At 71.7% G+C, this 12,169-nt stretch carries 15 protein-coding genes; 2 read left to right on the top strand and 13 right to left on the bottom strand.

Going from position 1 to position 12,169, the window contains the following annotated elements; genetic code table 11:
- The 12 genes from VGE38_RS12425 to VGE38_RS12480 all read right to left on the bottom strand — a co-directional run.
- Window positions 1-597: MerR family transcriptional regulator (locus tag VGE38_RS12425; protein ID WP_331142861.1), on the bottom strand; the 597-nt coding region annotated here is incomplete at its 3' end.
- 189 nt (window positions 598-786) lie between these two features.
- Window positions 787-1,254, bottom strand: a complete 468-nt coding sequence (locus VGE38_RS12430) for a bifunctional nuclease domain-containing protein (protein ID WP_331142862.1) — start codon at window positions 1,252-1,254, stop codon at window positions 787-789.
- A 74-nt stretch (window positions 1,255-1,328) separates the two neighbouring features.
- Window positions 1,329-2,090: a transcriptional regulator FtsR gene (ftsR, locus tag VGE38_RS12435; RefSeq protein WP_331142863.1), complete on the bottom strand. Its 762-nt coding sequence runs from the start codon at window positions 2,088-2,090 to the stop codon at window positions 1,329-1,331.
- 4 nt (window positions 2,091-2,094) lie between these two features.
- Window positions 2,095-2,589, bottom strand: coding sequence for a zinc-ribbon and FHA domain-containing protein (locus VGE38_RS12440; RefSeq protein WP_331142864.1), 495 nt, complete (start codon window positions 2,587-2,589; stop codon window positions 2,095-2,097).
- Between the two features lie 97 nt (window positions 2,590-2,686).
- Complete coding sequence (gcvH, locus tag VGE38_RS12445; protein WP_331142865.1) at window positions 2,687-3,073, bottom strand: glycine cleavage system protein GcvH; 387 nt, start codon at window positions 3,071-3,073, stop codon at window positions 2,687-2,689.
- A gap of 39 nt (window positions 3,074-3,112) precedes the next feature.
- Entirely contained in the window at window positions 3,113-3,895 is a 783-nt protein-coding gene (locus VGE38_RS12450; protein ID WP_331142866.1) for a DUF881 domain-containing protein, read from the bottom strand.
- Entirely contained in the window at window positions 3,888-4,220 is a 333-nt protein-coding gene (locus tag VGE38_RS12455; RefSeq protein WP_331142867.1) for a small basic family protein, read from the bottom strand. The genes VGE38_RS12450 and VGE38_RS12455 overlap by 8 nt, the downstream gene beginning before the upstream one ends.
- Window positions 4,217-5,101, bottom strand: coding sequence for a DUF881 domain-containing protein (locus VGE38_RS12460; RefSeq protein WP_331142868.1), 885 nt, complete (start codon window positions 5,099-5,101; stop codon window positions 4,217-4,219). The genes VGE38_RS12455 and VGE38_RS12460 overlap by 4 nt, the downstream gene beginning before the upstream one ends.
- Window positions 5,085-5,735, bottom strand: coding sequence for a cardiolipin synthase ClsA (gene clsA / locus VGE38_RS12465; RefSeq protein ID WP_331142869.1), 651 nt, complete (start codon window positions 5,733-5,735; stop codon window positions 5,085-5,087). Before clsA ends, VGE38_RS12460 begins: the two co-directional genes overlap by 17 nt.
- Before the next feature lie 11 nt (window positions 5,736-5,746).
- On the bottom strand, window positions 5,747-6,811 hold the full coding sequence (locus VGE38_RS12470; protein ID WP_331142870.1) for a hemolysin family protein: 1,065 nt from the start codon (window positions 6,809-6,811) through the stop codon (window positions 5,747-5,749).
- Window positions 6,804-8,210, bottom strand: coding sequence for a hemolysin family protein (locus VGE38_RS12475; protein ID WP_331142871.1), 1,407 nt, complete (start codon window positions 8,208-8,210; stop codon window positions 6,804-6,806). The genes VGE38_RS12470 and VGE38_RS12475 overlap by 8 nt, the downstream gene beginning before the upstream one ends.
- A gap of 78 nt (window positions 8,211-8,288) precedes the next feature.
- On the bottom strand, window positions 8,289-9,152 hold the full coding sequence (locus VGE38_RS12480; RefSeq protein WP_331142872.1) for a spermidine synthase: 864 nt from the start codon (window positions 9,150-9,152) through the stop codon (window positions 8,289-8,291).
- A gap of 21 nt (window positions 9,153-9,173) precedes the next feature.
- Between VGE38_RS12480 and VGE38_RS12485 the strand changes: the two genes are divergently transcribed.
- Window positions 9,174-10,316 (top strand): CDP-glycerol glycerophosphotransferase family protein, encoded by a 1,143-nt coding sequence (locus VGE38_RS12485; protein ID WP_331142873.1) that lies wholly within the window; start codon window positions 9,174-9,176, stop codon window positions 10,314-10,316.
- A gap of 154 nt (window positions 10,317-10,470) precedes the next feature.
- On the top strand, window positions 10,471-11,316 hold the full coding sequence (locus VGE38_RS12490; RefSeq protein ID WP_331142875.1) for a poly(ethylene terephthalate) hydrolase family protein: 846 nt from the start codon (window positions 10,471-10,473) through the stop codon (window positions 11,314-11,316).
- A gap of 44 nt (window positions 11,317-11,360) precedes the next feature.
- Here the strand turns inward: VGE38_RS12490 and VGE38_RS12495 are convergent, their stop codons facing one another.
- Entirely contained in the window at window positions 11,361-11,948 is a 588-nt protein-coding gene (locus VGE38_RS12495; protein WP_331142874.1) for a TetR/AcrR family transcriptional regulator, read from the bottom strand.
- Window positions 11,949-12,169 lie beyond the last annotated feature (221 nt).

Consider the following 12,169-nt stretch of genomic DNA (forward strand, 5'->3'; position numbering starts at 1 on the left):
GGCAGCGCGGCGCGCGGCGAGCTCGTCGCCCAGGGAGGACCCGGTGGACCCGGACTCGCCGTCCTCGGCGGTGCGCTCGCTGGGCAGCTCCGAGAGCGTGCCCTCGATCTCGCGCCACACGCCGCCGATGGCGATGCCGAACACGCCCTGGCCGCCCTGCAGGAGGTCGATCACCTCGTCGTTGCTGGTGCACTCGTAGACCGAGGCACCGTCGCTCATCAGCGTCACGCGGGTGAGGTCGTCGGTGCCGCGCTCGCGCAGGTGCTGGACGGCCGTGCGGATCTGCTGCAGCGAGATGCCGGCGTCCAGGAGGCGCTTGATGACCTTCAGGATGAGGATGTCGCGGAACGAGTAGAGCCGCTGGGTGCCGGAGCCGGTGGCTCCCCGCACGCTCGGCTCGACCAGGCCGGTGCGCGCCCAGTAGTCCAGCTGCCGGTAGGTGATGCCGGCCGCGTTACAGGCCGTGGGCCCGCGGTAGCCGGTGTCGCTGGGCAGGGGCGAGACATCGTCAGTGAAGAGGAGACCCTGCTCGGCCGCGGCCTGGGTCGCCTCTCGCGCTGCGAGGTCGGCGCCGACCTCCTGCTCCTTCTCGTTCACGGGTTCCTCCGTCGTCTACTCCGCTGAGCGTAACCCCGACTGGGGAAGTCCGCGATCCGAAGATCAACGGTGGAGTTACAGCAGAGACACTTCAAGGTAGGCCCGCCGACCGCCGCGGTCAAAGAACTCCCCGGCGTGTCGCAACCTTCAACCTCAACTTGAGGCTGAGGTCCCGGGTCGGCGGTCCGCTCAGTGCGCGTCGAAGTCCTCCGGGGAGACCTGGTCGAGGAACTCACGGAACTTCTCGACCTCGTCCTCCTGCTCGGCGGGTACGGCGAGCCCGGCCTCGTCGAGCACCGACTCGGCGCACAGGATCCGGCTGCCGGTGCGCAGCGCCAGCGCGATGGAGTCCGAGGGTCGGGCGCTCACCTCGACGCCGGAGTCGAAGACCAGCGTCGCGAAGAAAACGCCGTCGCGGACATCGGTGATCCGCACCTCCGACAGCTCGGTGCCGAGAGCGCCCAGCACGTCCTTCATCAGATCGTGCGTGAGCGGTCGCGGCGGCACCACGCCCTGCTGGGCGAACGCGATGGCGGTCGCCTCCACCGCGCCGATCCAGATCGGCAGGTAGCGCTCGCCGGTCACCTCGCGCAGCAGCACGAGGGGCTGGTTCGACGGCATCTCGACCCGCACGCCCATGACATCGACTTCTCGCACGTTGCCAGCCTACTCCCGGCACCGAAGGCCACCACCGCACCCGCCGACCGCGCGGCGGGGCGAGGTGGGGCGTCTCACGGCCGGCGCAGACCGGCCTTGACGAGCGTCGCGTGCAGCCGCACGGCCAGCGCGGCGATCTCACTGGCGAGCTGCTCGGCCCGGGCCTGCGCGGCGGCGTCGTTCGCCCGCCGGTGCGGCTCGACGATCTGCTTGACCAGCCCGACCTCCCGGTCGACGGCCGCCTTCATCCCGCGCAGGTGGCGCGGCTCGAGGCCGAAGTCGGCCAGCTCACGCGCCGTCTGCGCGATCACGAGCGCGTCGCTGTCGTAGTGACCGGTGCGCTGAGCGGTGATCAGGCCGAACTGCTCCAGCTCGGCGAGCAGGTCCTCGCTCACCGCGGCGATCTTCAGCAGCTCCTTGCGGGAGAGCCGGACGTTGTCGCGGCGGGAGAACGACTCCGGGCTCGGGACGCCGTCGGCGGCCAGCGCGACCTGCGGCACGGTCGGGACCACCGGCTCCACCGGCGGCGGCTCCAGTCCCCGGTCCATCGCGTCGAGGTGCTCCCCGATCACCTTGAGCGGCAGGTAGTGGTCGCGCTGCATCCGCAGGATGTAGCGCAGCCGCTCCACGTCGGCGTCACGGAACTTGCGGTAGCCCGCCGGCGTGCGCTCCGGCTTGACCAGTCCCTGGTCCTCCAGGAAGCGGATCTTGGGGATGGTGATCGCGTCGAAGTCCTGCCGCAGCAGGTCCAGCACCTCGCCGATGTTGTAGCGCTGCTGCTCGGTGCCCGACGCACGGGCCGTGTCGGCGTGCTCGGGGAGCCGGTTCGGCGCCACGGGCTCAGCTCTCGTGGCCGGCGTAGAACACCAGCCGGAACTTGCCGATCTGCACCTCGTCGCCGTCCTTGAGAGCGACGTGGTCGATGCGGTCGCGGTTGACGTAGGTGCCGTTGAGGCTGCCGGCGTCGGAGACGGTGAAGGTGTCGCCCTCGCGACCGAACTCCGCGTGCCGGCGAGAGACGGTCACGTCGTCGAGGAAGATGTCGCTGTCGGGGTGCCGGCCCGCGCGCACCAGGTCCTGGTCGAGCAGGAACCGGCTGCCGGACCCGGGGCCACGCTGCACGACGAGCAGGGCGTGCCCCGCCGGCAGGGCGTCGACCGCGGCGGCGTCGACCGGGTTCAGCAGCCGGTCGGAGGTCTCGCTGCGCGGGTCCGCGATCTGGATCGTCGCCGTGACGTCGTTCGGGGCGTCAGCCGGCACCAGACGGGCGCCGCACTGGGAGCAGAACCGGGCGCCGTCGGGGTTCTGGGTGCCACACGCGGTGCAGAACGGCATCGATGCTCCTTACCCTCAGCCGGAGATTGACTGTTGCGCCGAACCTATCAGCCCGGCACAGCCCGGCCAACGTGGATCGGGACCCTCCGGGACGGGCTCAGCCCTCCAGCGTCGCCTGGTAGCCCGCGCTGTCGAGGAGACCGGTGAGCTGGTCGGCGTCGGAGGGGACGACCTCGAACAGCCAGCCGCCGCCGTACGGGTCGGTGTTGACCAGCTCGGGGGTGGCGTCGAGCGCCTCGTTGCGGGCGACGACCTCGCCGGACACCGGGGCGTACAGATCGCTCACCGACTTGGTCGACTCCAGCTCGCCGCAGGTCTCCCCGGCCGTGATGGTCGACCCGACCTCCGGGAGGGAGACGTAGACGATGTCGCCGAGCGCGTCCTGCGCGTAGTGGCTGATGCCGACGCGCACCGCGCCCGTCTGCTCGCCGGGGTTGCGGACCCACTCGTGCTCGGTGGTGTAGCTCAGGTCGTCGGGGTACACGCAGGTCTCCTCAGGCTCGCGGGGCGGTCGCGGAAAACACTACTGGCCGCCGTCGCCACCGGACGACGGGCCCGCGCCGGCGGCTCCGTCCTCTCCGGCGATGCTGCGGATCCGCACGGTGGTGAGCTCCTCCACCCGGACCGTCGCGCCATCGTTCTCGAAGGCGTCCTGGGGGCCGCGGGCGAACGTCACCGCACCGGCGAGCGTCGCGGGCTCGCCGATCGCCTCCACGACGTACGGCGGCTCGACGAGCCGGCCGTGGATGAGGAGGCCGCCCTCCCCCTCGTCGAACGCCGACTGGGCGACCAGCCGCACCTCGTCGTTGACCTCGATCGCCTCGGCGCCGATGGAGCGCAGCTCCTGGACCAGGTCGATGAACGCGTCGACGCTCACCTCCGAGGTCCGCTCGCTGATCGTCACCCGGATGCCGGGGCCGGAGACCGGCACCCGGCCGGCCAGGATGTTGAGGGTGTCGACCTGGGTCCGCGCCTCCTCGAGCGCGACCTGGCGCTGGAGGGTGTCGGAGCGCAGGTCGTCGCGCGCCCGCTCGAGGCGCTGCAGCTCGGCCTGCGCGCGCTGCGTGGTGCCGGCCAGGCCGTTGAGGACGTCGATGAGGTCCTGCTCCCGGTACCCGGCGTAGGACGCGTCGTCGTCCGCGGTGCGCACCTGGGTGACGGCGGCGAAGCCGAGCAGGGCCAGCAGGAGTCCGACCACGGCCTGGCCGCGCCGGGGCTTGCGGAACGCGCGCCACAGCCGGTCGCGCCCCGGCTCCGCGGGCGGGCCGGGCTCGTGGGGCTGGCTGGGCTGGCGCGTCTCAGGCATGGAACAGGTGCCGGCGGATCGCGGCGACGTTGGCGAAGATCCGGATGCCGAGGACGACGATGACCCCGGTGGAGAGCTGCCCGCCGACGCCCAGTTGGTCGCCGAGGTAGACGATGCCCGCGGCGATGACCACGTTGCTCAGGAACGAGACGACGAAGACCTTGTCGTCGAAGATGCCGTCCAGATAGGCCCGGAGCCCGCCGAAGACGGCGTCGAGCGCCGCGACGACGGCGATGGGCAGGTAGTACTCGAAGGCGGCCGGCACGTCGGGCTGGAGGATCAGGCCGAGCGTGATGCCGACGAGCAAGCCGAGAGCGGCGATCACGGGTGGTCCTCCTGGGTGGTGAGTGGCTTGGACACGTCGAGCGGTCGCGCCTTGCGGGCGGCGAGCATCCGTGCCGGCGCTGCCGGCAGCTCGAGCTCGTCGACATTCTCCATGGTGAACGGCATCCCGAGGTCGCGGGTCAGATCACGGAACCGGAGACCCGAGCCGGTCTCGGCGAACGATGCCTGCAGCGTGCGGGTGTCGCCGACGGCCTCCACGACGTACGGCGGCGAGAGCGAGACGTTGTTGACCCGCACCACCTGGAACGAGTTGCGCAGCGCGCTCAGCACGGTCAGCCGCTGCCCGTTGACGGCGATCCCGTCGGCGCCGGCGACCCACAGCCCGTTGACGAGCAGCGCGAGGTCCTCGTCGCGGACGACGCCGTTGCCGGCGCCGTCGGGTGCGTCGTCGACCACGGCCCTGACGCCCTCGCCTCGGATCGCCGCGAAGCCGGTCGTCCGGGCCAGCGAGACCCGGGCGGCCGCGACGTCCTGCAGCCGGCGCTGCAGCGAGCGGTAGCGGGTCTCGGCAGCGCCGTTCGCCTCCCGCAGCGCGGCGATGTCACGCTGCAGGGCGGCCACCGTCTCGCTCCGGCTCTCGATCCGGGTGATGAGCTGCTCGCGCCCGGCCGAGGCGACGTCGGCGTTGCGGGCCGTCTGCACGGCGGCGACGGTGACCAGCAGGCCGAAGACCGCCACCGCCACGACCGTCAGCCGGCTGCGCCCGGCCGTCGACGGGGGACGCTGGCCGGTGCGGCGCTGCTCGGCGACGTGCTGGTAGTCCTGGTCCAGGGACTGCTGCGTGATGAGGGTGAGCAGCGGTGTCGTGACCTGGGGCGGCAGCGGCGTGCGCGCGGCCGCCGGCTCAGCCGTTCCGGACACCACGCTGCGGGGGGCCGGAGTTGCGGCGGGGCGTCCGCCGTGGCGTGGTCAGCAGCAGCCGGCGTACCTGCCAGGCGTAGAGCAGCCCCGCCCACCAGTACAGCCCCATCCCCCACACGGCGAACGCCCATCCGAAGACCCGCGCCAGCGTGGCCACGACCCCCTCGCCGTCGCCCAGGAAGAGCAGCGGGAAGGCGTAGAGCAGGCAGAAGGTGGCGGCCTTGCCGATGAAGTGGACCGGGAGCGCGCTGAACCCGCGGGTGCGCAGCAGCGGCACCAGCCCCCACAGCAGCACGTCGCGCAGCGGCAGCAGCACGGCCACCCACCACGGGACGATCTCGCGCATCGCGAGTCCGAGGACCACCGCGAGCAGGTAGAGCCGGTCGGCGACCGGGTCGAGGAGCTGACCGAGCACCGACATCTGGTTCCACCGGCGGGCGAGGAAGCCGTCGAGCCAGTCGGTGATGCCGGAGAGGACCAGCACCCCGAGCGCCCACGCGTCGGCCTCCGGGCCGAGCACCAGCCAGAGGAAGAGCGGGACGCCGGCCAGTCGCAGCGCGCTGAGCAGGTTGGGAACGGTCCAGACGCGGTCGCTGCGCGGCTGCGCGGCTCCGCTTCCGTCCGTCGAGGTCACGGCAGCCAACCCTAGCCCCCCGGCTGGCCGGGAACGGATTCCTCCGCGTGTGCCGCGTCGCGGATCTCGCCGACCAGCTCCTCGATGACGTCCTCGAGCGCCGCGACGCCGAGCGTCGTGCCCTCGACGTCGACCACGCGGGCCAGATGGGCGCCGCGTCGCTGCAGCGTCTCGAGCGCGAGGTGGAGGGAGTCGTCGGGGTGCACGGAGGCGAACGGCCGGATCCACTTGTCGTCCACGGGACGCAGCCGGCGCTCGGCGTCCGGCTCGAGCACGTCCTTGATGTGGAGGTAGCCGATCAGCTCGCCGCGGTCCTCCACGGGGAACCGGCTGAAGCCGGTCGCCGCGCAGACGGCCTCGACGTCGGCGCTGGTCGAGCCGCGGGCCACCGTGGTGAGCTCGGCACGAGGCAGGAGCACGGCGGCCACGGTCTTCTCCGTGAACCCGAGCGCGCCGGCGAGCCGGTCGTACTCCTCGCTCTCCAGCAGCCCCTCGCCACGGGACTCCTCGACCAGGACCGCCACCTCCTCGAGGGTGTACGTCGAGGACACCTCGTCCTTGGGCTCGACCCGCAGCAGTCGCAGGATGCCGTTGGCGGTCGCGTTGAGCCCCACGATCACGGGGCGCAGCACCGTCACGACGGCGAGCATGGGCGGCCCGAGCACGAGCGCCGCGCGGTCGGGTCCGGCCAGGGTGATGTTCTTCGGCACCATCTCCCCCAGCACGACGTGCAGCGCGACGATGATCGCCAGGGCGATGACGAACGCGATGGGGTGCAGCAGGTCGTGCGGCACGTGGAGCAGGTCCAGGCCCGGCTCGATGAGGTGCGCCACGGCGGGCTCGCCGACGGCACCGAGCAGGACCGAGCAGATCGTGATGCCGAGCTGCGCGCCGGCCATCATGAGCGTGACGTGTTCCATCGCCCGCAAGGTGGTGCGGGCCATCCGCGAGCCCTGCTGGGCCAGCGGCTCGATCTGGCTGCGGCGCGCGGAGACCAGCGCGAACTCCGCGCCGACGAAGAACGCGTTCAGCGCGAGGAGCAGGACGGTCAGGCCGACCGCGAGGGCGTCATTCACCGGTCGCCTCCTGTCCCTTGCCCTGTCCATTGCCCTGGTCGGGGTCGGGCTCGCTCGGCAGCCGCAGCGCGAGCCGGTCGATGCGCAGCCCGTCCATGTGCTCGACGGTGAGCGTCGCGAGCCGCTGCCGGGGGCGACCGCCGTCGCCGCCCTGGGTGCGGACCTCCGCGTCCGGGACCGGGACCTCGGCGATGTCGCCGCGCTGCGGGATGCGGCCCAGGACGCGCATCACGAGCCCGGCGATGGTGTCGTAGTCCTCGTCCTCGGGCAGCGCCACGCCGGTCAGGTCCTCGACCTCGTCGGGACGCAGCAGGCCACTGAGCGACCACGAGCCATCACGGCGTAGCCGGGCCTGGGCGCTGGTGGAGTCGTGCTCGTCGGCGATGTCGCCCACGATCTCCTCGATGACGTCCTCGAGCGTGACGATGCCGGCATGGCCGCCGTACTCGTCGAGGACGACGGCCATCTGGAAGCTCTCGGCCCGCAGCAGGGCGAGCAGAGGGTCCAGGCGCAGCGAGTCCGGCACGACCACCGGCTTGGCCATGAGGTGCTTGACCCGCACGGTCGCGCGCTCGTGCAGCGGCAGCGCTACGGCGTGCTTGACGTGCACGGTCCCGACGACGTTGTCGTGCTCGTCGAGCACGGGGAAGCGCGAGTGGCCCGTACGACGCGTCAGCTCGATGACCGCCTCGGCGCGGTCGCCGACCTCCAGCGTGCGGGTGCGCACCCGGGGCGTCATGATCTCGCCGGCGGTGCGGGTGCCGAACTCCACCGAGCGCTCCACCAGGGAGGCGGTCTCGGCGTCGAGCGTGCCCACGTCGGCGCTGCGCTGGATCAGCGAGGCCAGCTCCGAGGAGCTCCGCGCCGAGCGGAGCTCCTCCTGCGGCTCGATGCCGAGCCGGCGTACCAACGTGTTGGCGGTGCCGTTGAGGAAGCGGATCGGGACGGCGTTGACGGCGGTGAACAGCCGCAGCACGCCCTGCGTCGCCCGTGCGGTCTGCAGGGGCAGCGCGAGGGCGAAGTTCTTCGGGACGAGCTCGCCGATCAGCATCGTCAGCAGCGTGGAGAGCACCAGGCCGATCGTCACCGCGACCGCCGGCACGGCGCCGTCCGGCACACCCATGGTGCCGAGCGGCCCCTGGATCAGCTCGGAGACCGCCGGCTCGGCGAGCCAGCCGATGCCGAGATTGGTGACGGTGATGCCGACCTGGGCCCCGGAGAGGTTGGTCGACAGCCGGCGCAGCGCCTGCTGGACGCCACGGGCGCCGGAGTCGCCGGCCTCGGCCGCCTGGTCGACCTTGTTCCGGTCGACCGTGACGAGCGCGAACTCGGCCGCCACGAAGATGCCGCACAGGACCACGAGGAACAGCGCGAGCAGGAGCAGGAGAAGAGGGGTCATCGGGGATCGCTCCCCCGACTACTTCGATAGCCGTCCATCGGCCGGGTCACAGGTCCTTTGCTCAAACAACGTGAACGCTCACTCTACCGGTCGCCCATCGACCTCGCGTGCCTCGCTCGGGTGGCTCGCCTCGCTGGCCGCCCTGCCGCCACCGAAGGAGTCGCTGACGCCGCGCTGGTCGAAGACCCGGTACGGCGTGGCATGGGCCGACGCGCGGGCGCGGAACGCCTCCAACGGCACCGCACCGCCCGCCACGGCCACCACGTTGCCTCGCCGACGCGCCTTCAGCGTCGCGGGCTCGGCGCCGAGCAGCAGGTCGGGGAAGATCTCCCGGATGCCGGCCACGGCCGTCCGGACCACCGGGAACGGCGCGGTGTCGGCGAGGTTGGCGGCCAGCAGCCCGCCGGAGACCAGCACGCGGGCGACGTCGGCGAAGAACTCACGGGTCAGCAGCCCACGCGGCGTCTCGGCTCCGGCGAAGGCGTCGAGGAGGACCACGTCGACGCTCTGGTCGCGCAGGGCGGCAACACCTTCGCGGCCACCGACCGGCCGGATGCGCACCCCGCTGCGGGCGGGCAGCGGCAGCTCACGGCGCACCAGGGCGATCACCGCCTCGTCGGGCTCCAGCACGATCTGCGAGGAGCGGGGCCGCGTGGCGCTCACGTAGCGCGGCAGCATCATCGCCGCTCCTCCGACGTGCACGACCCGCAGCGGTACGCCGGGAGGCGCGGCCAGGTCGACCACGTCGGCGAGCCGCCTGGCGTAGTCGAAGGTGAGCCGCGTCGGGTCCGCCAGGTCGACCTCGGACTGCCGTTCGCCGTCCTGCCACAGCGCGAACGTCCCAGGTCTGTCACCAGCTCTGACCTCGGCATCCACGGCGTCAGGATCGCACGTCCCTGCGGCGTACCCGCGGTCGCCGACGACGATGCTTCTGTCGCCCATGGCCGCACTTACAATCCGCCGGTGCAGAAGGTCGACGTCATTGCTTACTTCGCCGACGACGCCACTCGGGTCTACCAGCTCCTGCAGTGGCTCCCCGTCCTGGAGCGCCTCGAGGAGGCGCACACCGTGGGTCTGGTTCTCCGCGAACCCGAGACCGCGGCGATCGTCCGGAGCCGGACCCGGCTCGCGGTCCATCTGGCCCCGGCGTTCCCGGCGCTCGTCGACCTCTACGAGCGGCTGGACCCGAAGGTCGCCCTCTACTGCAACAACTCCATGCGGAACTTCCAGTCGCTGCTCAACGGCCGGATCCTGCACGCTCACATCAACCATGGCGAGAGCGACAAGCAGAGCATGGTGAGCAACAACGCCAAGGCCTACGACCGGGTGTTCGTCGCCGGCGAGGCGGCCGTGCAGCGCCACCACGCCGGCCTGATGGAGCTCGACGAGCGCCGTCTCGTGCGGATCGGCCGGCCGCAGCTGGACCTGCGTCCGGCGCCGGTGATCGCGGAGTCGGACCGTCGTACCGTCCTCTACGCCCCGACGTGGGAGGGCGACGCCGAGTACAACGACTACACCTCCGTCGACGTCTTCGGCCCGGCGATCGTGCGCGCGGTGCTGGCGGCGCCGGACGTGCGGCTGGTCTACAAGCCGCACCCCAAGGTCACCACCAGCCAGACGCCCGCGATCCGCGACGGCCACCGGATGATCCTCGGCCTGGTGGCCGGCGCGGCCTCCCGGGACCCGGATGCCGGTCACGTGGCCGTGACGCAGGGCGACATCCTCGCCGTCATGCCCGGCTGCGACGCGATGATCACCGACGTGTCATCCGTCGGGCTGGACTGGCTCTACCTGCGCACCGACAAGCCGCTCTTCATCACCGACCGGCACCATGACGCGGAGCGACTGCGCACCGAGGTCCCCGTCAGCCGCTGCGCGGACGTCGTGGACAGCGACGTGCTCCCCGAGCTGACCCGCCTGATCGCCGACCGGCTCGAGCACGACGAGCACCGGATCGCTCGCGCGGCGATGCGTCACTACTACTTCGACGACCTCGGCGTCGGGGAGAGCACGGAGCGCTTCCTCGAGGCCGTCGGCGAGCTGGCCGCGCTGCGCGACGAGTACCTCGGCGTGCGGCCGGCCCCCGCGGAGGTCGTCATCGCCTGACACCGGCTGCTGCGCTTCGGGCAGGCCACCTCTTGCGCGGGGATGGACCGAGCGGCATGGTACAGATCACCATCGTGTACCACTCCGTCTCATCGGGACGGTCCTCGGACCGTAGTCAGGAGTCACCTTGTCCAGACCCACCCGCTTGTCCTTCGTGTCATGGCTCTCGGCCCTGCTGTTCGGCCTCTCCGTCGTCGCGATGCCGACGGCCTCCGCTGCGGAGACCGAGTACCGGCGCGGCCCGGATCCGACCGCGTCCGCACTGGAGACGACCGGCCCGTTCGCCTACACGTCGTACACCGTCGCCGACGCGAGCACCCCCGGCTTCGGCGCCGCGACCATCTACTACCCCACGGACACCAGCCAGGGGACGTTCGGCGGCGTCGCGATCTCGCCCGGCTACACCGAGACCCAGTCGGCGATCAGCTGGTTCGGGCCTCGCCTCTCCTCCCATGGGTTCGTGGTCATCACCTTCAACACCAACTCGCCCTACGACCAGCCGGCCGCGCGCGGAACCCAGTTGCTGGCCGCGCTCGACTACCTGACCGGCTCCAGCGCCGTGAAGGGCCGGGTCGACGCCAGCCGCCTCGCGGTGATGGGCCACTCGATGGGCGGTGGCGGCTCGCTCGAGGCCGCCAAGACCCGTCCCGCCCTGCAGGCGGCCGTCCCGCTGACGCCCTGGCACACGGACAAGACGTGGCCGGAGGTCTCGACGCCCTCGCTGATCATCGGCGCCGAGCGCGACAGCATCGCCCCCGTGGCCAGCCACGCCGAGCCGTTCTACGAGAGCCTGCCGGCCACGCTGCAGAAGGCGTACGCCGAGCTGAACCAGGCGAGCCACAGTGCCACCAACACGGCCAACGCCCCGACGTCGCGGCTGTCGGTCGCCTGGCTGAAGCGGTTCGTGGACAACGACACCCGGTATGCGCAGTTCCTCTGCCCGGCGCCGACGACCCCCAACACCGAGTTCGAGGAGTACCGCTCCACCTGCCCGTACTGACGCCGAAGCGGAGGGGCGGTGGTCGACCTGTCGGCCGCCGCCCCTCAGCGCAGCAGCATCCGAAGGATGGGCATGGCCCGCTCGGCGTCGGGCGTCTCGCCGGTGATCAGGTCGAGGTAGGTGTAGGACTCGATCAGGCGCACGATCACGTAGGCCACCTCGGACACCTCGGCAGGAAGCTCCCACTGGCCCCGCGACCGCTCGCGCTCGAGCAGCGCAGCGATCGCGGCGGTCAGACGGGGCTGGAAGCCCGGCTGGCGGCGGGTCAACAGCCGCATGACGGCCTCACCCTCGTGGTCGATCCAGGCCCGCATCGCGGGGCTGGCGATCACTCCCTCGAGGAACCCGCCCACGACGGCCACCACGCGCTCGCTCCCGACGCTCCCGGCCTGCTCGTCGACCTGCTCGTCGACCTGCCGGAGCAGCCGGTCGGCGGCACTCCACACGACCTCGACCAGCAGTTGCTCCCGACTCCCGAACCAGCGGTAGAGCGTGACCCGTCCGATCCCCAGCTCGCTCGCCAGGGCCGACATGTCCAGCCGGTCCCCGCGCAGCCACGTTCGACGGGCGAGCCGGAACGCGTCGGTCGGGGTCGGTCGCGCGCTGCGGGGCACAGGCGAGCCGACGACCATCGAGCGATGGTACTCCCGCGTCAGGAACAGGAACGGCCCTGACCCGCGACGCGGGTCAGAGCCGGCTCCATCGGTCGGGCTGACAGTGTCCTGGCTCAGCACATCGGAAACCCATGTCTCAAGACATAGGAAACTCGATGCTGGCGGGTGTCGAAGGCGAGGCTGGTCATCACCGCGATCGAGACCGAGGGCATCACCCAGGCTGAGGCGGCACGTCGCTA

This window comes from Nocardioides sp. (assembly GCF_036405735.1).
Lineage (GTDB): Bacteria > Actinomycetota > Actinomycetes > Propionibacteriales > Nocardioidaceae > Nocardioides.